The organism is Phnomibacter ginsenosidimutans, from assembly GCF_009740285.1.
Classification (GTDB): Bacteria; Bacteroidota; Bacteroidia; order Chitinophagales; family Chitinophagaceae; genus Phnomibacter; species Phnomibacter ginsenosidimutans.
The window spans coordinates 1,687,429-1,710,003 of record NZ_CP046566.1 but is presented as its reverse complement, the minus strand read 5'-3'; the positions used below and the strand labels follow the sequence as shown (position 1 = coordinate 1,710,003).

Genomic DNA, 22,575 nt, shown 5'->3' with positions numbered 1-22,575 from the left:
TTTTAAGGCTTTAAAATTAACTCAATCCAAGTATTGAACGGTTTAATTGTTCATTGGCGCCGGTTCCTGCAAAATCATCAAAGGCTTTATCCGTTACCCGGATGATGTGGTCTTGAATAAAGATGGCTCCTTCTCTGGCACCATCCTCCGGATGCTTGATGGCACACTCCCATTCCATTACGGCCCAACCCTTGTAATCGTAAGCAGCCAACTTGCTGAAAATGCTTTTGAAATCAACCTGACCATCGCCCAAACTGCGGAAACGACCCGCCCTGTTGATCCAGCTTTGATACCCCCCATACACGCCTTGCTTTCCGGTAGGGTTAAATTCGGCATCTTTTACATGAAACATTTTGATGCGTTCATGATAATGATCGATATAGCTGAGATAGTCGAGGCATTGCAAAACGAAATGCGACGGATCGTACAACAAACAAGCACGTTGATGATTGCCTGTGGCTTCTAAAAACATTTCATAAGAAACACCATCGTGCAAATCTTCACCCGGATGAATTTCGTAGCAGAGATCAACACCCTGTGCATCAAACTCGTTGAGGATGGGCAGCCAACGATTGGCCAGTTCTTTGAAGCCTGTTTCTACCAAACCTGCAGGGCGTTGCGGCCATGGGTATACCGTGTGCCACAACAGTGCCCCACTAAAAGTAGCATGTGCATTCAAGCCTAAATTGGCAGATGCTTTAGCAGCGTATTTCAACTGCTGAATGGCCCATGCTGTTCTGGCCTTGCTGTTGCCCCGCACCGATTCAGGTGCAAAGCCATCAAACATCGCATCATAAGCAGGATGCACCGCTACCAATTGGCCTTGCAAATGCGTACTGAGTTCTGTAATCTCGAGGCCACATTCGTTTACAAGGCCTTTGATTTCATCGGCGTAGGTTTTGCTTTCGGCAGCTCGTTGCAAATCAATACAACGGCTATCCCAACTCGGAATTTGTACGCCCACAAAACCCAAACTTTTTGCCCATTGGCAAATGCTTTTCAAATCATTAAACGGCGCCACTTCGCCCATAAACTGAGCCAGAAAAATGGCAGGTCCTTTTATCGTTGTCATAGAGTTTCTCGCACAGAGGCACAGAGAAATTGCTATCAGTTCTTGAGCCTCTTGATGCCTTGTTTTAAAAGTTCTTCATTGAAGTTGATGAGTAATCCTGTACTTATACTTGTCAATTTGAGGTAGGTCAAAAGCTGTTTAGCATGTACAGGAAGGAGTGTTTCGATAGACTTAATTTCAACAATCACTTGTTGGTCAATAATTAAATCTGCTCTAAATCCAATACCCATTTTTATGCCATCTAAGTAAACAGGAATTTCTTTTTGTCTTTCTATAAATAAGCCAAGTTGATTGAGTTTATACCACAACATCTCTTCGTAAACAGATTCAAACAAACCTGGTCCGGTTTTTCGATGAATGTCTATGGCCTGTTCAATGATGAGTGCAGTAAGATCATTTGTTTCCATGACCTAATTGTGTGTTTGTGTTTATACAAAAAAACTCTGTGCCTCTGTGCGAAACATAAGTTCTGTGCGAAAAATCCTCACACTTCAAACACCGTCCACTTCTGTTCACTTTGCGAGGAAGCCACCACATTTTCGATGAAAGCCATGCCTCTTACCCCTTCGGTAGTACTGGGGAAATCAAGACATTCTGCAGCTGGTGTCACGCCATCCACGTCCGATTGCACGGTGAGGGCAAAGTTGCGGTAGAGGTTGGCAAATGCTTCCAGATAGCCTTCGGGATGGCCTGCAGGAATGCGGGTGTTGTGCTTGGCAAAGCTGCCGTTGTAGCCAGCACCTGTGCGGTAAATTTCAGCCGGTTTATCCAGCCATTTCACCAGCAAGGTATTGGCATCTTCCTGTTTCCATTCCAAACCACCGAGCTCACCATACACCCGAATTTTAACGGCGTTTTCTTCGCCGGCAGCCACCTGCGAAGCCATGAGCACCGCACTGGCACCATTGTTCATTTTCATGAGTACGGCACCATCATCATCCAACAAGCGGCCTTCTACCAAAGTGTTGAGGTCTGCACAAATATGTGTGGTTTGCAAACCGCTCACATACTCTGCCAAATTGAATGCATGGGTACCAATATCGCCCATGGCACCTGCCTTACCCGACCGCTTAGGATCGGTACGCCAGCTGGCTTGTGCCTGGCCGGTTTTTTCCAATAAGGTACTCAACCAACCCTGCGGATATTCAACATAAATTTTTCGCACTTTACCCAAAGCACCACTGGCCACCAGTTGACGGGCCTGCTTCACCATGGGATAACCGGTGTAGGTATGACAAAGCAACAAACGCTTGCCGGTTTCCTGCACTTTTTGTTGCAGCTGTTTGGCTTGCTCCAGCGTAAAAGTGATGGGCTTTTCTATCACTACGTGAAAGCCTTTTTCTAACGCCAACATGGCGGGATCAAAATGCACGAAGTTGGGCGTAACAATGCTCACAAAATCAATGCGTCCTTCCGCTTCCGTTTTGGCGGCCTCGGTTTCCAGCATCACTTTGTAATCGGTATAAATTCTATCGGGCTGCAGATACAGCATTTTACCCGATTCGATGGCCACATCTGGATTCACACTCAAAGCACCCGCAACTAACTCCACCTGACCATCCATGTTCATAGCCAAACGATGCACGGCACCAATAAAGGCATCTTTACCACCGCCAATCATGGCCATTCTTAATTTTCTATTCATATCTACGATAGCTTAAATGAATGAACGTTATACTTATAAACTCCAGCCGGCACGGTATTCTCTTTTCACAAACTGGTTGGCTGGCTCAAAGTTGGTGATGCGCATATTGGCAGCATCCCACAGCAACTTCTTGCGGCCGAGGTATTTGTCTTCCCAACCTTTGGCAGCAGGGTTCTTCATCATCCAACTACGGATAGCCAGGTTCGCAATGAGTACACTTTCAGTAAATGGTCCGGCAAAGTCGAAATGTGAACTGGTTTGTGCATTGCCGTAGCCCGCAATACATGCATTTACCCACTGCTGATAGTGGCCTTCGGGCACACGGGCAATGGTAGACGCTGGCAGCTGAATGTCTTTCATTTTTTGAGTAGGCAACAAACGCGGATTGGCGCCATAACAATCGGCCAGAATCTTTCCTTTGGTGCCTTCGAAAATGATACCACCATCCCAGTTGCCCATAGGTTCATCAGGCAATAATTCTTTGGGTCTTTCTGGCAGCAAACCGCCATCCATCCAGGTTACTTTGATTTCACCTTTGCCATCTGTTCTGGGGTAGTTGATGTGAATGATGGAAGAAGGCGGACAGCTATCTACATAGCCGGCTTCTTTCCATGCATCTACAAACTGGTTGGGCACAGAGCATTCTACTTCGTTGGGAAAAAGAATGGGCAAAATACGATAAGCCGGATCCAGAATATGACAGGCCATATCGCCCAAAGCACCGGTACCAAAGGCCCACCAGCCACGCCAGTTGAATGGATGATACGCAGGATTGTAGTCTGTCCATTGAGCAGGTCCGAGCCACAAATCCCATTTCATATCGGCAGGTACATCGTGCTTGCCACTGGGTGTCGGCATGCCTTGGGGCCACACAGGACGGTTAGTCCAGGCATATACTTTGGTCACCTCTCCTATCAAACCAGACTGGTACATTTCCTGCATACGACGAACGCCATCGCCACTGCCGCCCTGGTTACCCATCTGTGTAACGACCTTGTATTTACGTGCCGCTTCTGTGAGCATACGGGCTTCGTAGATATCATGGGTCAATGGCTTTTGTACATATACATGCTTGCCCATTTTAATGGCAGCCATGGTGGCTACAGCATGGGTATTATCGGGTGTTGATACTGAAACAGCATCAATGTTCTTACCTTCCTTCTCCAGCATTTCGCGGTAGTCAAAGTAAAACTTCGCCTGCGGAAAACGCTTTACAGAACCTGCAGCCTGCTTCACATCTACATCGGCAAATGCTACAATGTTGGCCCGGCCACCTTTGGCAAACTCAGATAAATCGCTGGCACCCTTGCCACCAGCGCCAATGCCGGCAATGTTGAGCTTATCGCTGGGCGCTACATAGCCACGGCCTAGCACATGACGAGGCACAATCATAAATCCTGCACCGGCTACTGCCGTGTTGCGGATAAAATTTCTTCTGGATGATTTTTTGGAAGACATGCGGTTATTTTAAAGCTGTTTGGAGTTATGTAATTTTCAATCGTTGTTATGCAATGGTAAAACTGATGCACTCTTTGAGTTCCTTTTCTGTGTATGCCAATCCGTATTGTTTCAACACATCGTCGGGTACGCCATTCCATTGGTTGGGTTGATTGCCCACATAGCCAATGTCTTTTACACCTATTTCAGAAGTGTAAAAACCTGTAGCTGTGAGATTACGCATCAGGTTAAAAAATGCTACCCCTTGTGCCATGGCAGGTTTGGCTTTGTTTGGATACGCTATGGCATCCACCACTTCAATTTGTTGTGTGCTGCTGCATTCCACAAATGGTTTTTCATAGGTCTTGAGGCAATGCAAATCGAGCCAGCGCAATCCACCCCGCATGGGAGTTTGATGCTGCGGCATGTCTTTTACAATAAACTCAATAAACGCAGGCACACCGGCTTGCGATGCACTGCCGCTTACCTCATCGGCTGGTATAATGATATCGGCCAGTACAGTGATGGTTTTCAACTCATGATCGGTAAAAAACTTTTCCTTCAAGAGTTGTTCATCGTGTGCCTTTTCTTCCTTCATTCTGTCGTAAGTAAATGTGCCTACGGCAGTGGCATTTTCCGCTGCTTTTTTGTCAGCAGGCTTGCAGGCATCAATCAGCACGGCGGTGCTCAGCGAACCAATGGCCAATGCTTTGAGTGATTTTCTTCTATCCATGATGTTGATGTTAGATGTTGGATGGCTGATGTCTGATATTCGTTAGCTGTTTGGAGTTTGGGGTTTGTCGTTTTTGATGTTCGTTTTTGTTACTTGATTAAAGTTTCATGTACATCAAAAAGACTCCTGTATTCCATAAGCACATTTTCAAATTAGCTTATTAGCACATTGGCTAGTTGCTTACAGGTTTTGCTTTTTCATTTCATCAATAATGTATTCGCTGGCCCGCATGCTCAGAGCAAGAATGGTCCACGTAATGTTTTTATCGGCTTGTGAGGTAAAGGCGGCACCATCTACCACAAACAGATTTTTACAATCGTGTGCCTGGTTCCATTTGTTCAGCGCAGAGCTCTTGGCATCTGCACCCATGCGGGCCGTACCAGCTTCGTGAATGATTTTACCTGGCGTTTCCAAACCCCAATTATTGCTTTCATCGTCATCGGCTCCCCAAGTAATCACAGCGCCCATGTTGTGCATGATTTCCTTAAAGGTTTCCTTCATGTGCTTGGCTTGCTTTATTTCATGCTCACTCCATTTCACATTAAACTTCAATACGGGAATACCATATTTATCTACCACGCTGTTGTCTATCTCACAGTAGTTGTCGTAGCGTGGAATGGCTTCGCCACGGCCAGCCATGCCTACGCCTGCACCATAGAAAAAGCGGAAATCTTCTTTCAGACTTTTGCCATAACCACCGGCTTCTTTCTGTACACCTTTCACAGCAAATTTTCCGTTCATGCCTTCGATGCCAAAGCCAAAACCGTATGCGGGTTGTTGCATGCCGCCCCAGTATTCAATATGATAACCACGAGGAAAATCAAGCTTCTTGTTGTCGCCCCACCAAGGACTGTACACATGCATGCCACCTACGCCATCTTCGTTGTAGCGTTTGCGATCGAACAAAGAAGGCAACACGCCACCCATGGCAGCACCGGTACTATCGTGTAAATACCGACCAACGACGCCGCTGCTGTTAGCCAGGCCATTCGGATGCCGGTCACTTTTTGAGTTGAGCAGCAAACGTGAACTTTCGCAGGCACTGGCAGCCAGTATTACTACCCGGCCACTCACCTGATATTCTTGCAACGTTTCTTTATCTACATAACTAATACCCGTGGCCAGCCCTTCTTTATTGGTAATCACTTCACGGGCCATGGCATTCACCACCATATCTACATTGCCCGTTTCTACTGCTGGTTTTACCAATACTGAAGAGGAAGAAAAATCGCCATGCACGGTACAACCACGACCGCACTGGGCACAGAAGAAACAAGCGCCACGTTTGTCGTTTATTTTTTTGGTAAGAATAGACAAGCGGGAAGGGATAACCGGCACACCGGCGCTGCCTGCTGCTTTTTTCAGCATCAATTCGTGCAGGCGTGGTTTTGGTGGCGGAAGAAAAATACCATCCGGATCATTTTCCAAACCTTCGTTGGTGCCGAAAATGCCCAATAGTTTATCAATCTTATCATAGTATGGCTTCACGTCTTCGTAGCCAATTGGCCAGTCGTCGCCTAAGCCATCAATGCTTCTGCGTTTGAAATCTCGTGGGCCAAAACGCAGCGAGATGCGCCCCCAGTGATTGGTGCGACCACCTACCATGCGGGCCCGCCACCAATCCCAGCTGGTGCCGTTGGCTTTGGTATAGGGTTCTCCATCAATTTCCCAACCCCAGTAGCAGGCATCAAAATCGCCGAATGGACGAAACTTGGTACTGGCACCACGGCGTGGACTCTCCCATGGGTTCTTCAGTTGCGTTACATTTTTTGCAGGATCGTAATCAGGACCGGCTTCAAGCAAGCATACTTTTAAACCAACATTGGCCAGCACATAAGCAGCCATACCGCCACCTGCACCTGAGCCCACAATCACTACATCATATTCTTTTGCAGATTTCTTAATCTGTAATTCTCCCATGGCTTCTGTTTATTAATCGTCGAACTAAAATAGGTATTTAGGGTAATGCCGATTGTTAACGAAAAAAATTAATTATCGTGGCTGGCAGAAAAGCAGGACCGAAAAGGTTTGCAGAAAAAACTGTGGAAAGCTCATAACAGATGGTTTTCAATAATCCCTATTTTTAGCACTTCACGATTCAATCTAATCGCAACGATTTTTTATGCCTACCACAATTCAAAAACAGCAACTCTTTGTTGCCAGCTGTCTGGCGCTGCTCGTTACTTCATTATCCTTTGGCATTCGTGCCGGTATTTTAGGACAGTTGGGCACCGAGTTTCAACTCAATGCATCCGAACTTTCCACCATTGCTGCCACAGCATTTTGGGGTTTTCCGCTGGCAGTTATCGTAGGTGGTTTTGTGGTAGATATTATAGGAATGAAGAAGCTGCTGGTGGCAGCTTTTGTGTTTCACCTCGCTGGTATTTTACTCACCATTTTTGCCGGCGGCTTTTGGAGTCTGTTCATTTCTACGTTGCTTATTGGCATTGCCAACGGCACAGTAGAAGCAGCCTGTAATCCGCTGGTAGCAGCCATTTACCCCGATAATAAAACCACCAAGCTCAACCACTTTCACCTCTGGTTTCCTGGTGGCATTGTCATTGGCACCCTCATTGTATTCTTCCTTAGCAAAGCGGGTATTGGTTGGCACATACAGGTAGGCCTCATGATTATTCCGACATTATTATATGGTTTCCTGTTTTCAAAACTGCAGTTCCCTGTTACTGAAAGAGTAGCCAGTGGCGTAAGCACTGCCGATATGTATAAGGCCTTGCTCAATCCGTTGTTTTTATTCATGATGGTTTGCATGCTAGGCACGGCCATCACCGAACTCTTTACCGGCCAGTGGATTGAAGTGCTGTTGAAAAACGTAACGGACAATGCATTGCTGATTCTCACCATCACCACGGGTGTAATGGTAGTGGGCCGCGGCTTGGCCGAACCTGTAGTACACAAATTATCACCCACAGGCGTGTTGCTCATATCTGCCATTCTTGCCACAGCAGGCCTGTATTTGCTGGGCCACAGTGCGGGTAACATGGTATATGCTGGCGCTTTGGTATTTGGTATGGGCGTTTGCTATTTCTGGCCCACCATGCTTGGTTTTGTAGCAGAATATTTACCCAAAACTGGAGCTGTTGGCCTCAACCTCATGGGTGGTGCAGGCATGTTTGCTGTATCTATGTATACCATGGTAATGGGCAGCAAATACGACAGCCTGCTGCAGCAGAAACTGCCCGCTGGCAGCTCACTTGCCGATTATACCGCCGCCCCTGCAGGCAGCGAAATGGCCAATGCATTGGTAGCTGCAAAAACCGCCGCCGGCCCTGAAATCATCAACCTTACTTTGATGATTCCTATAGCACTGGTCATTGCTTTTGCAGGCTTGTTTATTTATATGCGGGGCAAAAGCAAGCCTTCACTTTCTTAAGCTTTTTCAACATCTTGTATCATGAGCAGTCGCGCATCTGTTATTAAAAACATTGTTGCCGGCACGGCAGGCATTAGCCTGCTCGGCGCTTCGCAGCAAGCATTGGCCAAAGCCATGGAAGACCAACCACTCAAAGGCAATATCAACCACAGTGTGTGCCGCTGGACATACGATTTTTTATCGCTGGATGAATTGTGTGTGCTGGCCAAAGAAATCGGTATTAAAGCCATTGATTTGATTGGCCCTAAAGAATGGCACATCCTCAAAAAGCACGGCATTGACAGCAGCATGTGCAATGGTGCCGAAATCAATCTGGTAGATGGTTGGAACAACAAAGACAATCATGCCAAGCTTATACAGAGCTACACCGAACATATTGAACTGGTGTCGAAAGCCGGTTACAAAAACCTGATCTTCTTTACCGGCAACCGCCGCGGCATGGATGATGAAACCGGCATGCAAAATACCGTGGAAGGGCTGAAGAAAATTGTAGGCCTTGCCGAAAAGAAAGGTGTGGTGTTACAGTTGGAATTGTTCAACAGCAAAATCAACCACAAAGACTACATGGCCGACAAAAGTGCCTGGGGTGTAGAAATGTGCAAACGCATTGGCAGCGAAAACGTAAAGCTGTTATACGATATCTATCACATGCAAATCAATGAAGGTGATGTGATTCGTACCATTCAGGATTTTCACCCCTACTTCGGTCATTATCATACAGCAGGTGTACCGGGCCGTCATGAAATTGACGATACACAAGAGCTCAACTATCCGGCCATTATGCAGGCCATTGTAAAAACGGGCTACAAAGGCTACGTGGCACAGGAATTCATTCCGGTTGCTACCGATAAAATCGCATCGCTGAAAGACGCCATCCGGCGCTGCGATGTATAAGCTTATCCATCAGAAAAATTCATCCAGAAACCATAAACAGTAAAACGGACATGGCAGAAAATACCTACGATGCAATTGTAGTGGGCAGCGGTATCAGCGGCGGCTGGGCAGCCAAAGAACTCACCGAAAAAGGATTGAAAGTGATCATGCTGGAGCGTGGCCGCAATGTGGAGCACGTAAAGGATTATGTAAACACCAATAAAGACCCGTGGGAGTTTCCGCACCGCGGCGGTCGTACACAGGAAATGGTAGACAACTACCCTGTGCTCAAACGTGATTACCCGCTCAACGAAATGAACCTCGATTTTTGGGCGAACGAAAAAGATTGTCCCTACGTTGAAAAGAAACGCTTCGACTGGTACCGTGGTTACCATGTTGGAGGTCGCTCACTCACTTGGGGGCGTCAAAGCTATCGCCTCGGCGATTTAGACTTTGAAGCCAATGCCAAAGACGGCATTGCTGTAGACTGGCCCATTCGCTACAAAGACCTCGCCCCTTGGTATAGCTATGCCGAAAAATTTGCCGGCATCAATGGCAACCGTGATGGTTTTCCTTCTTTGCCCGATGGCGACTACCTGCCTGCCATGGAAATGAACTGCGTCGAAAAAGACGTAGCAGCCCGTATCAAACAATTGTATGGCGGTAAACGTGCTTTCATCATGGGCCGCAGTGCCAACCTCACGGCGCCGCACAACAACCGCACCAACTGTCAGTATCGCAATAAGTGCTGGCTGGGTTGTCCTTTTGGTGCTTATTTCAGCACCCAAAGTGCAACATTGCCGGCAGCCATGGCTACAGGCAATCTCACCCTTCGTCCGTTCAGCATTGTTACCCGCATTTTGTACGATAAAGACACGCAAAAAGCAAAAGGTGTAGAAGTGCTGGATGCTGAAACCAACAAGACTTATGAGTACTACGCAAAAGTGGTATTCGTATGTGCATCGGCCTTCAACAGTTCATGGATTCTGATGAATTCAGCAACGGATGTGTGGGAAGGCGGCTTAGGTAGCAGCAGCGGCGAACTCGGCCACAACGTGATGGACCACCACCTGAAATGTGGTGCCAGCGGCCGTGTAGAAGGCTACGACGACAAATACTATTTTGGCAAAAGACCCAATGGCATTTACGTACCCCGCTTCCAAAACATCATGGATGACAAACGGGATTACCTGCGTGGCTTTGGCTACCAGGGTGGTGCCAGCCGTAGCGGTTGGAGTCGCGAAATTGCTGAATTGAATATAGGCGCAGCCTTCAAAGATGCCCTCACCGAGCCCGGTCCTTGGAGCATGGGTATCATGGGCTTTGGCGAGATTTTGCCTTACCACGAAAACCGCATTTACCTCAATAAAAATGTAAAAGACAAGTGGGGCCTGCCAGTGCTGGAAATGGATGTGGAAATGAAGGACAACGAAATGAAAATGCGCAAAGACATGATGAGCGAAGCCGCCACCATGTTGGAAGCTGCAGGAGTAAAAGACGTGAAGACCTATGACTATGGCTACGCAGTAGGTATGGGCATTCATGAAATGGGTACTGCCCGTATGGGTAGAGACCCAAAAACCAGCGTACTCAACGGCAATAACCAGGTATGGGATGCGAAAAACGTGTTTGTAACGGATGGTGCATGTATGACAAGCGCTGCTTGCGTCAACCCATCACTTACTTACATGGCTCTCACTGCACGTGCTGCTGATTTTGCTGTAAGCGAATTGAAAAAAGGCAACCTGTAATCAACCATCAACTTTCATCACTCACTCGTTTTTATGCCAGAACAATACGACGCCATAGTAGTAGGCAGCGGCATCAGCGGAGGCTGGGCGGCTAAAGAGCTCTGCGAAAAAGGGCTGAAAGTATTGTTGCTGGAGAGAGGCCGCGATTTTAAACATGTTGAAGATTATACAACGGCCAACAAAGACCCTTGGGACTTTGAACACCGTGGCCGTACAACTGCGGAGCAACGTGAAGGCTACCCGGTGATACACCGTGGTTGGGCGGCATCGGAAGCAGTGATGGATATGTGGGCTAATGAAAAGGATTGCCCCTATGTAGAAGACAAACCTTTTACCTGGTGGCGGGCCTATCAAATGGGCGGACGTTCCATTTTGTGGGGGCGCCAGAGTTATCGCCTCAGCGATGTAGACTTTGAAGCCAATGCTAAAGATGGTATTGCCATCGACTGGCCCATACGCTACAAAGACATAGCACCTTGGTACGATTATGTAGAAACCTTTGCCGGCATCAGTGGTAGCAAAGAAGGCCTGCCGCATTTGCCCGATGGCCAGTTTTTACCTCCAATGGAGCTGAACTGTGTAGAGAAAGATGTGGCTTCAAGATTGAAAGCATTTTACAAAGGCAACCGGCATTTAATTATTGGCAGAACAGCCAACTTAACTGCACCAATACAAGGCCGTACACAATGCCAGTTTAGAAACCGTTGCTGGGAAGGCTGCCCCTTTGGCGGCTATTTTTCCACCCAATCTTCTACCCTGCCTGCCGCTGTAAAAACAGGCAATCTCACTGTTCGGCCATGGTCTATTGTAACCAAAGTGCTGTACAATAAAGACACCCAAAAAGCAACGGGTGTAGAGGTATTGGATGCTGAAACCAACCAAACAGTTGAGTTCAAATCGAAGCTGGTATTTCTGTGTGCTTCGGCACTAAACAGTACTTGGGTATTGTTTAACTCTGCTACTGATGTATGGCCCGGTGGCCTTGGCAGCAAGCAGCGGTGAACTGGGTCACAACGTAATGGATCATCATTACAACCTTGGCGCCAGCGGCTCAGTAGAAGGTTTCGAAGACAAATATTATTACGGTCGACGGGCCAATGGCTTTTACATTCCCCGCTTCACCAACCTTAACGGCGATACCCGCCAATACCTGCGTGGCTTTGGCTATCAGGGTGCCGCAAGCCGCAGTGGTTGGAGCCGCGAAATAGCGGAGCTCAACATAGGCGCCAACTTTAAAGAGGCATTGTTGGAGCCGGGTGGCTGGAACATAGGCATGACAGGGTTTGGCGAAATTTTGCCCGACCACCGTAACCGCATTTACCTGCATAAAGAAAAGAAGGATAAATGGGGCTTGCCCGTACTGGCCATGGATGCAGAACTACAACAAAATGAGCTGGACATGCGCAAAGACATGGTAGCAGAGGCCAAGGCCATGCTGGAAGCAGCCGGAGTGAAAAATGTACATGGTTGGGACAACGGTCATGCTATGGGGCACGGCATACATGAAATGGGTACAGCCCGCATGGGCCGCGATGCCAAAACAAGTGTGCTCAACGAATGGAATCAGGTGTGGGACTGTAAAAATGTATTTGTAACGGATGGCGCAGCTATGACATCGAGTGCCTGCCAAAATCCATCACTTACTTACATGGCACTTACGGCAAGAGCTGCCAACCATGCCTTTGAAGAATTAAAAAAAGGAAACCTTTGATTTTAATATTCATCTCTACAAAACAATAAACATTTTTTATATGGACAGAAGACAAGCCCTTCAGAATGTAGCCCTCTTGCTTGGTGGCACCATTGTAGGTGGCAGTTTGTTTTTGCAAGGCTGCAAAAGTGAAACAGCAGGAGCAGATGCAGCCCTGCTTACCGAAGACCAGATTAAATACCTGGACGAGGTTGCAGAAACCATTTTACCCAAAACCAATACACCCGGTGCCAAAGAAGCTGCCGTGGGTGCATTTATGGCTGTAATGGTAAAAGATTGCTACACCAAGGAGCAGCAAGATGTGTTTGTAAAAGGATTGGCTGATATAGAAAAGAGAAGCGAAGCTGAATTTAAAAATGGCTTCCTGAAAATTACCCCTGAGCAACGCACTACCCTGCTGACTGCTTTAGACAAAGAGCAAAAAGAATATCAGGAGAAAAAAGAAAAAGATAAGCCATCGCATTATTTCCGGATGATGAAGGAGCTGACATTGTTGGGCTTTTTCACTAGCAAACCTGGTGCTACTCAAGCATTGCGCTACATTGCCGTACCGGGCAAATACGAAGGCTGTGTAGACTACAAAAAAGGAGACAGAGCCTGGGCCTAAATAAGCCATTGGTAACAAGCGTATAAAACAAAAAAGCCTTCCGCAATGGAAGGCTTTTTTGTTGGTGCCCCAGACGGGAATCGAACCCGTACTCGCTTTTCGGCGAACAGGATTTTAAGTCCTGCGTGTCTACCAGTTCCACCACCAGGGCGTGGTGTTATTTTGTTATAGCAATACAATTGTACGCTAAAAAAAACACCCCGCAGTTGCGAGGTGAAAAAAATTGAGCGGAAGACGAGATTCGAACCCGCGACCCTCACCTTGGCAAGGTGATGCTCTACCAAGCTGAGCTACTTCCGCATATTGCATTTCACTTTCGTGAGTTGCTTTTTAAGAACTGTCCCGTTGTTTTTGGGAGTGCAAAAATAGGAGTCTAACTATTTCTGCCAAATTTTTTTTTAGGACTTATACTTTGGCGTGTATTGAGTGCTTTCAGGCACTTCTACCTTGGGCTTTCCCTGATAACGGTTTGAATACATGTAGCCACTGCAACCTGCCACAAAAGCCAGCAATGTAGCCACTTGCAGATAAAACAAAAAGCGAGATGACTTTACCCAGTTGCTGCCAAAAGCTTTGTCGTTGGTAGTTTCTTGTGGTTGGTTGTGCGCCATATTCATTTCAATTTCGGCTGCAAAAATAAGGGGGCAGCTGTAATATCCGAACAAGGATATTCACTTATACACAGTAAATATTTTCTGCCCCTGCTTCACTTGCATTTCCAATTATCTTAGGCGCATGATCAACCGGTTGCTCAACTGGCGCATTTTCTTTTTTGTGGTTGCATTGGCCATTGTGGTGGTCACTGTTTTTTACACCCGCTATTTGGCCAATAAAATACTGCGGGAAGAACGCCAGCGGGTGGAAGAATGGGTACAGGCCAATCGCACCATGCAACAGTCTGACGGGCAAAGTTCCATTGCCCTTGCCAATATGGTCATCATCAACAATGAAGACATGCCCTTGATTGCTACCGACGACAAAGGCAACATTGTTGACCATCGCAATCTCGATTCTGTACAATTACTGCGCAACCCCGGCTACCTGCAGCAGCAGCTGGCAAAGCTCAAATCCGAACATCCGCCCATTGACTGGGAAATTAGTGATACGCCAAAAGTGATGTACAAAGTATACTTTGGCAACACAGCCTTGCTCAACGAAGTGCAGTACTACCCATTGGTTCAATTGCTGGTAGTGTCGCTGTTCATTATTTTACTGGTGGTGCTGCTCAATACACACAGCCGGAGTACACAAAACCAATTGTGGGCCGGCATGGCCAAAGAAACGGCCCATCAAATGGGTACGCCCATCACCAACCTGCGGGGCTGGGTGGAAATGCTGAAAGAATCAGAAGTAAATCCGGAAGTGGTACAAGAGCTTGAAAAAGATGTAGAACGATTGAAACTGGTGAGTGATCGCTTCAGCAAAATAGGGTCGCAGCCCAAATTGGAAACCACCAATCTCGTAGCATTGCTCGAAGAGATGGTGAGCTACATGAAACGCCGTGCTCCGGGTAAAGTGCAATTCGAATTCATCAGTCCGGCCAATGAAATTTTGGTGCAGGCTTCTCCCACCCTCATCAATTGGGTAATGGAAAACCTGCTGAAAAATGCCCTTGATGCCATGGATGGCACCGGCTCCATACGAGTTCACATTCAAGACCAACCACATCAGGTAATAGTAGATGTAACTGATACCGGCAAAGGCATAAGTGCTGCCAACCTGGCCCGTGTATTTGCGCCGGGTTTCACAACCAAAAAACGTGGCTGGGGCCTTGGGCTCACCCTTAGCAAACGCATTGTAGACCAGTACCACAAAGGCAATTTGCAAGTAAAACAATCTGAGCCTGGTGTTGGCACTACCTTTCGGATGCAGCTGCCTAAAGGCACCCAATCCTGATAAGCAAAAAAAATCTCCAAAATCGTTTTGGATGATATTGCGCCTACACTGATATTTGCAGCCCCAATTAGCCCAGGTGTTGAAATTGGTAGACAAGCCACTTTGAGGTGGTGGTGCCCGCAAGGGCGTGCTGGTTCGAATCCAGTCTTGGGCACATAAAAAGTCTGTACTACTTGTACGGACTTTTTTATGCTTCGTCCTCAACTCATTTCTGATTCTTTTGCACTGGCGTGCTGGTTCCCTGTCTGCTTGACGCAGTCAGGCAGGGAATCCAGTCTTGGGCACATAAAAAGTCTGTACAATTTGTACGGACTTTTTTATGCTTCGTCCTCAACTCATTTCTGATTCTTTTGCACTGGCGTGCTGGTTCCCTGTCTGCTTGACGCAGTCAGGCAGGGAATCCAGTCTTGGGCACACGAAAAGTCTGTACAATTTGTACGGACTTTTTTATGCTTCGTCCTCAACTCATTTCTGATTCTTTTGCACTGGCGTGCTGGTTCCCTGTCTGCTTGACGCAGTCAGGCAGGGAATCCAGTCTTGGGCACATAAAAAGTCTGTACTACTTGTACGGACTTTTTTATGCTTCGTCCTCAACTCATTTCTGATTCTTTTGCACTGGCGTGCTGGTTCCCTGTCTGCTTGACGCAGTCAGGCAGGGAATCCAGTCTTGGGCACAAAGCCTTCCATGCAGGAAGGGATTTTTATTACCTTCCGCAGAAGACTACCACCCACTTAGCAAACGTCTTCCATTGTATGAAAAAAGCTTCTGCTTCCTTCTCCCTCCTGCTGCTGATTGGTTTCAACCTGTATTTCATTTGGTACTACCATCAGCATCCAGAGTCATTCAGAACCTTGCTTTTGCTGTATTGGTTGCAAAGTGCCGCTATGGGATTGTTCACGTTTATTCAACTGCTTACTGTTCCCATCAATCAGGTAGAAATTGTAGAAAACAACGGTCAACCCATGTCTGCTGCCTCAAGCCGCGGTTGCTCCGGTTTTTTCTTTTTGTTTCACTACGGAACCTTCCATATAGTTTACCTCATAATGCTTTGGGTAAGAAGCGAGGGCAAAGTAGATGTTGGCTTTTTGAAAATTTCGTTCTTCATCATACTCATTGCTGAGTTCATGGAGTTTGTACGTAAAAAACAAGCAACATCTTCTGCCCCTGTTCGGGCAGGATATATTTTCTTTTTGCCGTATTTACGCATTGTGCCCATGCACCTCATGTTGGTAGGCGCCAGCCTTTCGGGCTGGTCAGATATCACTTTGTTTTTGGTGCTCAAAACCATTGCAGATGTTGCCATGCATTTGCTCACCAACCGATTGTATTTTCGCAGCACAGCCAAATAATCATTTTCATTATGCCTCAGGTAATTTGCCCCAATTGCAACCACAAGTTCGAACCCACCGATGCCATGCGGGAGGAATTGCGCAACCAAATGAAAGATTGGCAGCAAAAAAAAGATGACGAATACCGCCAGCGGGAAAACCAGTTAAAAACTCAGCTCGAACAAAAAGACCGTGAAGCAGCACTTCTACTGGAACAAGAGAAAAAGAAACTGGCAGAAACGCTGGAAGCCAACCTGCGCAAACAACTCTCCGGAGATTATGAGGTGCAAATGAAATTGCTGCAAGAACAACTGGCCAACAACGATGAAAAGCTGAAAGAAGCCCGCCAAAAAGAACTGAATTTTTTGAAGAAGGAACAGGAGCTACTGAACAAAGAACAGGAACTGGAAATCCAACTGCAAAAAATGCTGATTGATGAACGAAGCAAACTCAGCGACATTATTCGGCAAGAAGAAATAGAAAAAAACCGCAACAAGGAAAGTGAATATCAGCTGAAGCTAAAAGAACTAGAAGAGAAATTTGAGCAGCAAAAAAAGCTGGCCGAAGAAATGAAACGGAAGGCCGAGCAAGGCAGCATGCAAACACAAGGTGAAGTGCAAGAACTGATGCTGGAGGAAATGCTGCGCAATGCGTTTCCGTATGATGTGATTAGTGAAGTAGCCAAGGGCGTACGTGGTGCAGATTGCATTCAAACCGTTCGCAACAAGTTTGGCCAAGACTGTGGTAAAATCATTTTTGAAAGCAAAAGAACACAGGCGTTTAGCGCCGAGTGGATAGAAAAACTGAAAGCCGACATGCGCAGCCAAGGTGCTGATGTAGCGGTGATTGTTACGCAAACACTACCCAAAGATTTGGAACGCTTTGGTGAGAAAGACGGCGTATGGATTTGCACATTTGCCGAAGCCAAAGCCCTGGTACATGTATTGCGGGAAGGCATCATTAAAGTTGCAACCGCACTAAAAAGCGAAGAGAACAAGGGCGACAAAATGCACATGTTGTACGCCTATCTCACCAGCAACGAATTTGGCGAACAGTGGCGGGCTATCCGCGAAGGTTTTCTATCCATGCGTCAATCTATAGTACGTGAAAGAGACGCCATGGAAAAACTATGGAAGGCCCGTGAAAAACAACTGGAAAAAGTGATGCTCAACATGTCGCATTTCAAGGGCTCTATTGAAGGCATTGCCGGTCAGGATTTTGAATTGAACCTGCTGGAGGACGGCGACGATGCAACTACCTAAGCTGAGCGGAATAAAAATTGTATTGCAGCAATGCATGACGGCGACACTGTTGCTGTTTGCATTTTCTGCATCCTATGCACAGCAAGAAAGTGTGCAGGCAAATGTGCATGACACTACTTTTTTTAAAACATTTGATGGCTACTTTACCGGAAGATTTTATTTCAGTAATAAATTTATTACACCTGATTTTATACCTGCCGCCAACAAACAACAACTCATAGCTTACCGACCCAATACCCCCATCACGATGGGCGTTGGCGCCACCTATCAGTGGCTTACACTCAACCTCGCTTACGGTTTTAAATTCATCAATCAGTTCAAAGATGACCGCGGCAAAACCCGCTACCTCGACTTACAATCGCACAACTACGGACGAAGAGGTATCATCGATTTCTACGGCCAGTTTTACAAAGGATTTTACCTGCAATCTCCTGGCTCAACACCAGGCAAATTTTACGTTCGCCCCGACATGGGCATTTCTCAAATTGGTGGACAGTATGAACACATTTTCAACTGGCGCAAATTTTCGTACAGAGCGGCCATGCTGCAAAGTGAACGCCAGCTAAGATCTGCCGGCAGCCTTACCGCAGGCTTCGAAGCCAACTACAGCATTATTTCTGCCGACAGCAGTTTTGTGCCTACCGATCCATTGTATGCAGGCTTGCCCGCACTCAGCCGCATCCGGCATATAGAGTTTGGCCCATCGTTGGGTTATGCATACACGTTGGTACTGTTTCGCAATGTATTTGTACATGCCAACGCCAGCGGTTATCTCGATTTGAATTTTACAAAATCAAGTACGCCTTTTGGCCATCAAAACAGTGTAACGGTAAGGCCCGATTTTGCTTATCGTTTTGCCGCAGGCATCAATCGCCCACAATGGACGGCTGCCGTTACTTGGATCAACAATCAGTTGAATGCGCCGGTACAAGATTTTCGCTACCGCCAAACTTCAGGTTTGCTTCGCCTCACTTTCAACTACCGGTTGCCCGTTGGGCCCAAACTGAAAAAATGGGTTCGGCCTGTAGATTACTTCAACGAAAGAGTCATCAGCCGCATCCGCAATAAACAGGAAGCTACACCGCAAGCCAACTAAGCACCAAATTTGGCCAACATGTAAAAGGCAACTGCAATGGCTGTTCATCAAACTTCATAAATGCAGCGTTGACATGTCCGCTATCGGGCTTATCAAAATTGAGTTCATAAATGCGGAGGTGTTGTTTGAAATCAACTTCCCCATGACCGTACCATTTAAACATGGCTTCTTTGGCACTCCATAAAATAGTAGCTACATGCACCAACTGATCGAGGGCATGCGGCTCGGCCAACATGCGTTCGTTGGTATGCAAATATTTCGGCATCAGGTGCAGCAACCTGTCCGTCGGAATTTCTATATCAATCCCTACCCTGTCTACCGTGCTTACAATGGCGGCTGCATAATTGCCACAATGCGAAATACTGAAGTGGTGCGACTCTTGTGGTAGAAATGGTTTTTTGGTACTGGCCACTTGAATAAGCGACAGCGGAAAATCGGGAAACAAATGCTGCAACAAAAAGCGGCCGGCCAAGTGCTGCAAGCGTTTTTGCGGATGTGTAATTTGCCGGCTCACCGGTACAAACTCCAGAAAAAAGTCTTCCGGCTCTGTAATTTCCCAAACACCAAGGCGGGTAAATTCGTCGATAGTTTGTGTATAAAAAAGCGGCATAAAACAAGGGGCAATCCGCAATTTGCGGAACGCCTATAAAGTTACAACACATGATACTGAGCGACAAAAGGATATTGGAAGAAATAGACAAAGGCACCATTAAAATTGAGCCTTACGACCGGCACTGCCTTGGCAGCAATAGCTACGATGTGCACCTCGGCGCTACGCTGGCTACCTATAAAAATCATTTGCTGGATGCCAAGCAGCACAACGAGATTGAATACTTCGATATTCCGGATGAAGGTTTTGTATTGTATCCCCATGTGTTTTACCTGGGTGTAACATTGGAGTACACCGAAACACATGCACATGTGCCTTTTCTGGAAGGTAAAAGCAGCACCGGCCGACTCGGCATCGACATTCATGCCACTGCTGGCAAAGGCGATGTAGGTTTTTGTGGCAACTGGACTTTGGAGATTTCTGTAAAGCAGCCAGTGAAAGTGTACAAAGGCATGCCTATTGGCCAGCTCATTTATTTTCCAGTAGACGGCGAAATTGAAGTGAAGTACAATCAAAAAGCAAATGCCAAATACAGCGGCCAGCCCAACAAGCCCATTGAAAGCATGATGTGGCGAAATCAATTTTAGAAGTAGAAAATATTTTACAACAACAAAGGGAGCACGGTGTAAACCTGCTCCCTTTGTTGCTAAACTACACTAATGAAACAACCTGTGTGTGGCGATGTATTTGTGTGTGACTGAGTGAAAGAATATTAATCGGCTTTACGCACTTTGCCACTGCCCGAAGTTTTTACAGAAACACTGGCGTTGCCTTTGTAATACGCGCTGCCACTGCCACTGATGGCCGCATCCAGTTTGTTGCTGGCATAAGCTTGCACATCGCCACTGCCGGCTATTTGTACAGAAGCTTCGTTGGCAGTAAGCTGGTATCCTTTGAAGCTGCCGCTACCAGAAATCACCACATGCAAATCATCTGTTTTGCCGGCCAGTACAATGTTGCCACTGCCTGCAATCGTTGCATCCACCTTGGTGGCTGCAGTTTGTACATCTACACTACCGCTGCCCGAAATGGTGGCTGAAAAATTGCCATTGCTATTAAGCTGATTGCTGCTACGAATGCTGCCGCTTCCGGCAATACTGGCGGCGTTCAACTTTGGCATGCGCACCAAAACTTTTACTGCTTTGTGGCTATTCGATCGATACGCCATTTTTAAATTTTACCTGTAAGCGATTGCCTTTTACTTCGGTTACAATGTATTCCTGCAAATTGTCTTCGGCCTGCACCTGTACACCAATAGCTGGCGCAGCCGTTACTTCTACCTGCATGCTTCCCGATACAACAATTTCACTGAATGTTCCCGTTTCTCGGGTTTGCGTAACTATGTTTCCGTTACCGCTAATGCGTTTCCATTGGGCCAGTGCTACGCCGGCACTCAGGGTTACTACTGTCAACAGCAGCAGGTGCAACTTTTTCATACTCGAATGATGTTTTGAATGATGGTTAAAACAGCAGTGAGCAGGGTATTGCAGCAGCTGCCGTGTGTGAATGTTGGAAGTGTGACGACTGCCCTATTCAAATGTTACAGAAACATGAAAAGTTTTTTTCTTGCCCCTTTCATACAAATGCTTGACGGCGCAGGACGCCACGGCCCTGCTGGTTTTTGTACATTTGCCGCCCAGCAAAAGCCTGCTATGACCAAATTATCTGTCAACATCAATAAGATTGCCACCCTGCGCAACAGCCGTGGTGGCAATAATCCCGACGTCATTCAAACGGCGAAAGACATTGAACGTTTTGGCGCCGAAGGCATCACGGTGCATCCCCGCCCCGACGAACGCCACATTCGCTATGCCGATGTGCGGGCCTTGAAACAAATCGTAACGACAGAGTTCAACATTGAAGGCAACCCCAGAGAGCAAAAATTTGTAGACCTGGTGCTGGAAGTAAAACCGCATCAGGTAACACTGGTGCCCGATGCCGATGGCCAGCTCACCAGCGATCATGGCTGGGACACCATTGCCCACAAAGATTATCTGGTAGATATCATTGGCCGTTTTCAATCAGCGGGAATCCGGGTATCCATTTTTGTAGACCCTGTAGAAGCCATGGTAGAAGGCGCTGCTGCTACTGGCACCAACCGCATTGAACTGTATACCGAAAGTTATGCCCGCCACTACGCCGAAGGCAAAAAGAGGAAGCTGTTGCGCCTTACGTGCAGGCAGCAAATCTGGCGCATCAACTGGGTTTGGGGTTGAATGCCGGTCATGATTTGGACATGCACAACCTTGCTTTTTTGAAACAACACATTCCCATGCTCGATGAGGTTTCAATTGGTCATGCCCTCATCTGCGATGCGTTGTATTTGGGTTTGGAAAATACAGTGCAGTTATACAAACGGCAGTTGCAATAAACATTGGTGGCGGCTATCTTTAATGCATGCAAACCATCGCCGAAGTCATCGCCCAACTCGATCACATTGTTGCACACAGCGTAGCCCAATCTTCTCGCCAGGCTTACTTTGCCAGCTTGTACCGGCAAATGACGGTGGCCGTACAACAGGGTATTCAGCAACAAGTATTTGAAGATGCTGCCCGCATGGAAAAGCTGGATGTACTTTTTGCGCAGCGGTATATTGATGCATGGCAGCAATACCAACAACATGGTACACTTACCCAAAGCTGGCGTCATGTATTTGATAATACACAACAATCGTACACGGTGATTCAGCATTTGCTGATGGGCATCAATACCCACATCAATCTCGACCTCGCTATTGCTGCGGCACTCACTGCACCCGGCGAATCTATATGGCAATTGCAAAAAGATTTCGATACAATAAACAGCCAGATTGCAACGCTGGCGGTAGAAGTGCAGCGCAAACTCGAAGCCATTTGCTGGCCGATGAAACTGCTCAGTCGCATTAGTGAGGGTAAAGAAAAAGCCGTGCTTAATTTTAGCATTGAAAAAGCCCGACAAGCCGCCTGGGCCAATGCAGTAGCACTCGCATTAATGCCGGAGCAAGAACGTGCAGCCTACATTGTTCAAATGGATGCAACCGTGTTGGGCATTTCGCAAAAGATAGCCAAGCCCGGTGCAGTAGCGGGTTGGATGCTGACACCTATCCGTTGGTTTGAAGAAAAAAATGTGCAACGGGTAGCAGCTTTGTTGGCATAAAAAAATCCTCCTGCGACCAGGAGGATT

Annotated in this window: 24 protein-coding genes and 3 tRNA genes; 15 read left to right on the top strand and 12 right to left on the bottom strand. The window is 47.0% G+C overall.

Annotated features, from left to right (window positions below; all coding sequences use genetic code 11):
- Positions 1–16: 16 nt before the first annotated feature.
- The 6 genes from GLV81_RS07400 to GLV81_RS07375 all read right to left on the bottom strand — a co-directional run bounded on the left by GLV81_RS07400 (position 17) and on the right by GLV81_RS07375 (position 6,807).
- Positions 17–1,072 carry a sugar phosphate isomerase/epimerase family protein gene (locus tag GLV81_RS07400; protein WP_157478193.1) on the bottom strand — a complete coding sequence of 352 codons (1,056 nt, stop codon included), beginning with the start codon at positions 1,070–1,072 and terminating at the stop codon, positions 17–19.
- A 35-nt stretch (positions 1,073–1,107) separates the two neighbouring features.
- Entirely contained in the window at positions 1,108–1,479 is a 372-nt protein-coding gene (locus GLV81_RS07395; RefSeq protein ID WP_157478191.1) for a GxxExxY protein, read from the bottom strand.
- Between the two features lie 77 nt (positions 1,480–1,556).
- Positions 1,557–2,717, bottom strand: coding sequence for a Gfo/Idh/MocA family protein (locus GLV81_RS07390; protein WP_157478189.1), 1,161 nt, complete (start codon positions 2,715–2,717; stop codon positions 1,557–1,559).
- 33 nt (positions 2,718–2,750) lie between these two features.
- Positions 2,751–4,175: a Gfo/Idh/MocA family protein gene (locus GLV81_RS07385; RefSeq protein ID WP_157478187.1), complete on the bottom strand. Its 1,425-nt coding sequence runs from the start codon at positions 4,173–4,175 to the stop codon at positions 2,751–2,753.
- Positions 4,176–4,221: 46 nt separating this feature from the next.
- Positions 4,222–4,887, bottom strand: coding sequence for a gluconate 2-dehydrogenase subunit 3 family protein (locus GLV81_RS07380; protein ID WP_157478185.1), 666 nt, complete (start codon positions 4,885–4,887; stop codon positions 4,222–4,224).
- A gap of 180 nt (positions 4,888–5,067) precedes the next feature.
- Entirely contained in the window at positions 5,068–6,807 is a 1,740-nt protein-coding gene (locus GLV81_RS07375) for a GMC family oxidoreductase (RefSeq protein ID WP_157478183.1), read from the bottom strand.
- Between the two features lie 202 nt (positions 6,808–7,009).
- Here GLV81_RS07375 and GLV81_RS07370 point away from each other — a divergent pair, with 202 nt between their 5' ends.
- Genes GLV81_RS07370 through GLV81_RS07350 form a run of 6 tightly spaced genes read left to right on the top strand, consistent with a single transcriptional unit; the run spans position 7,010 to position 13,220 of the window.
- A complete protein-coding gene (locus tag GLV81_RS07370; RefSeq protein WP_157478181.1) occupies positions 7,010–8,278 on the top strand; it encodes an MFS transporter in 1,269 nt (422 codons plus the stop codon).
- A gap of 21 nt (positions 8,279–8,299) precedes the next feature.
- On the top strand, positions 8,300–9,172 hold the full coding sequence (locus tag GLV81_RS07365) for a hydroxypyruvate isomerase family protein (protein WP_157478179.1): 873 nt from the start codon (positions 8,300–8,302) through the stop codon (positions 9,170–9,172).
- A gap of 50 nt (positions 9,173–9,222) precedes the next feature.
- Entirely contained in the window at positions 9,223–10,902 is a 1,680-nt protein-coding gene (locus GLV81_RS07360; RefSeq protein ID WP_157478177.1) for a GMC oxidoreductase, read from the top strand.
- 33 nt (positions 10,903–10,935) lie between these two features.
- The gene (locus tag GLV81_RS21565) at positions 10,936–11,904 is read left to right on the top strand and encodes a GMC family oxidoreductase N-terminal domain-containing protein (RefSeq protein ID WP_343030609.1); all 969 of its coding nucleotides are present in this window, start codon (positions 10,936–10,938) and stop codon (positions 11,902–11,904) included.
- Positions 11,867–12,613 (top strand): GMC family oxidoreductase, encoded by a 747-nt coding sequence (locus GLV81_RS21560; protein ID WP_343030608.1) that lies wholly within the window; start codon positions 11,867–11,869, stop codon positions 12,611–12,613. The genes GLV81_RS21565 and GLV81_RS21560 overlap by 38 nt, the downstream gene beginning before the upstream one ends.
- Before the next feature lie 40 nt (positions 12,614–12,653).
- Entirely contained in the window at positions 12,654–13,220 is a 567-nt protein-coding gene (locus GLV81_RS07350) for a gluconate 2-dehydrogenase subunit 3 family protein (RefSeq protein ID WP_157478175.1), read from the top strand.
- A 62-nt stretch (positions 13,221–13,282) separates the two neighbouring features.
- On the opposite strand, the gene GLV81_RS07345 is transcribed toward GLV81_RS07350, so the two are convergent.
- The 3 genes from GLV81_RS07345 to GLV81_RS07335 form a co-directional block, all read right to left on the bottom strand.
- Positions 13,283–13,371, bottom strand: a tRNA-Leu gene (locus tag GLV81_RS07345).
- Positions 13,372–13,446: 75 nt separating this feature from the next.
- Positions 13,447–13,520 (bottom strand) — tRNA-Gly (locus GLV81_RS07340).
- Between the two features lie 98 nt (positions 13,521–13,618).
- Positions 13,619–13,831 (bottom strand): hypothetical protein, encoded by a 213-nt coding sequence (locus GLV81_RS07335; RefSeq protein ID WP_157478173.1) that lies wholly within the window; start codon positions 13,829–13,831, stop codon positions 13,619–13,621.
- A gap of 124 nt (positions 13,832–13,955) precedes the next feature.
- On the opposite strand from GLV81_RS07335, the gene GLV81_RS07330 reads away from it, so the two are divergent.
- The 5 genes from GLV81_RS07330 to GLV81_RS07310 all read left to right on the top strand — a co-directional run bounded on the left by GLV81_RS07330 (position 13,956) and on the right by GLV81_RS07310 (position 18,803).
- Positions 13,956–15,116: a sensor histidine kinase gene (locus GLV81_RS07330; RefSeq protein WP_157478171.1), complete on the top strand. Its 1,161-nt coding sequence runs from the start codon at positions 13,956–13,958 to the stop codon at positions 15,114–15,116.
- 70 nt (positions 15,117–15,186) lie between these two features.
- Positions 15,187–15,270, top strand: a tRNA-Leu gene (locus GLV81_RS07325).
- A 599-nt stretch (positions 15,271–15,869) separates the two neighbouring features.
- On the top strand, positions 15,870–16,466 hold the full coding sequence (locus GLV81_RS07320) for a DUF6498-containing protein (RefSeq protein ID WP_157478169.1): 597 nt from the start codon (positions 15,870–15,872) through the stop codon (positions 16,464–16,466).
- Positions 16,467–16,477: 11 nt separating this feature from the next.
- Complete coding sequence (locus GLV81_RS07315; protein ID WP_157478167.1) at positions 16,478–17,707, top strand: DUF2130 domain-containing protein; 1,230 nt, start codon at positions 16,478–16,480, stop codon at positions 17,705–17,707.
- 34 nt (positions 17,708–17,741) lie between these two features.
- A complete protein-coding gene (locus GLV81_RS07310) occupies positions 17,742–18,803 on the top strand; it encodes a DUF4421 domain-containing protein (protein ID WP_197429013.1) in 1,062 nt (353 codons plus the stop codon).
- On the opposite strand, the gene GLV81_RS07305 is transcribed toward GLV81_RS07310, so the two are convergent.
- Positions 18,784–19,413: a 4'-phosphopantetheinyl transferase family protein gene (locus GLV81_RS07305; RefSeq protein WP_157478163.1), complete on the bottom strand. Its 630-nt coding sequence runs from the start codon at positions 19,411–19,413 to the stop codon at positions 18,784–18,786. The genes GLV81_RS07310 and GLV81_RS07305 overlap by 20 nt on opposite strands.
- Positions 19,414–19,463: 50 nt before the next feature.
- Here GLV81_RS07305 and dcd point away from each other — a divergent pair, with 50 nt between their 5' ends.
- Complete coding sequence (gene dcd / locus GLV81_RS07300; protein WP_157478161.1) at positions 19,464–20,000, top strand: dCTP deaminase; 537 nt, start codon at positions 19,464–19,466, stop codon at positions 19,998–20,000.
- 125 nt (positions 20,001–20,125) lie between these two features.
- Here dcd and GLV81_RS07295 read toward each other — a convergent pair whose 3' ends face one another.
- Positions 20,126–20,533 (bottom strand): head GIN domain-containing protein, encoded by a 408-nt coding sequence (locus GLV81_RS07295; RefSeq protein ID WP_197429012.1) that lies wholly within the window; start codon positions 20,531–20,533, stop codon positions 20,126–20,128.
- Positions 20,534–20,561: 28 nt separating this feature from the next.
- Positions 20,562–20,849, bottom strand: a complete 288-nt coding sequence (locus GLV81_RS21175; RefSeq protein ID WP_157478157.1) for a GIN domain-containing protein — start codon at positions 20,847–20,849, stop codon at positions 20,562–20,564.
- A gap of 216 nt (positions 20,850–21,065) precedes the next feature.
- Between GLV81_RS21175 and GLV81_RS07285 the strand changes: the two genes are divergently transcribed.
- The 3 genes from GLV81_RS07285 to GLV81_RS07280 are packed head-to-tail and all read left to right on the top strand — an operon-like array spanning position 21,066 to position 22,548.
- Complete coding sequence (locus tag GLV81_RS07285; protein WP_246186308.1) at positions 21,066–21,629, top strand: pyridoxine 5'-phosphate synthase; 564 nt, start codon at positions 21,066–21,068, stop codon at positions 21,627–21,629.
- Entirely contained in the window at positions 21,587–21,784 is a 198-nt protein-coding gene (locus tag GLV81_RS20135; RefSeq protein ID WP_246186307.1) for a pyridoxine 5'-phosphate synthase, read from the top strand. The genes GLV81_RS07285 and GLV81_RS20135 overlap by 43 nt, the downstream gene beginning before the upstream one ends.
- A gap of 26 nt (positions 21,785–21,810) precedes the next feature.
- Entirely contained in the window at positions 21,811–22,548 is a 738-nt protein-coding gene (locus tag GLV81_RS07280) for a DUF5995 family protein (protein ID WP_157478155.1), read from the top strand.
- The last annotated feature ends 27 nt before the right edge of the window (positions 22,549–22,575 follow it).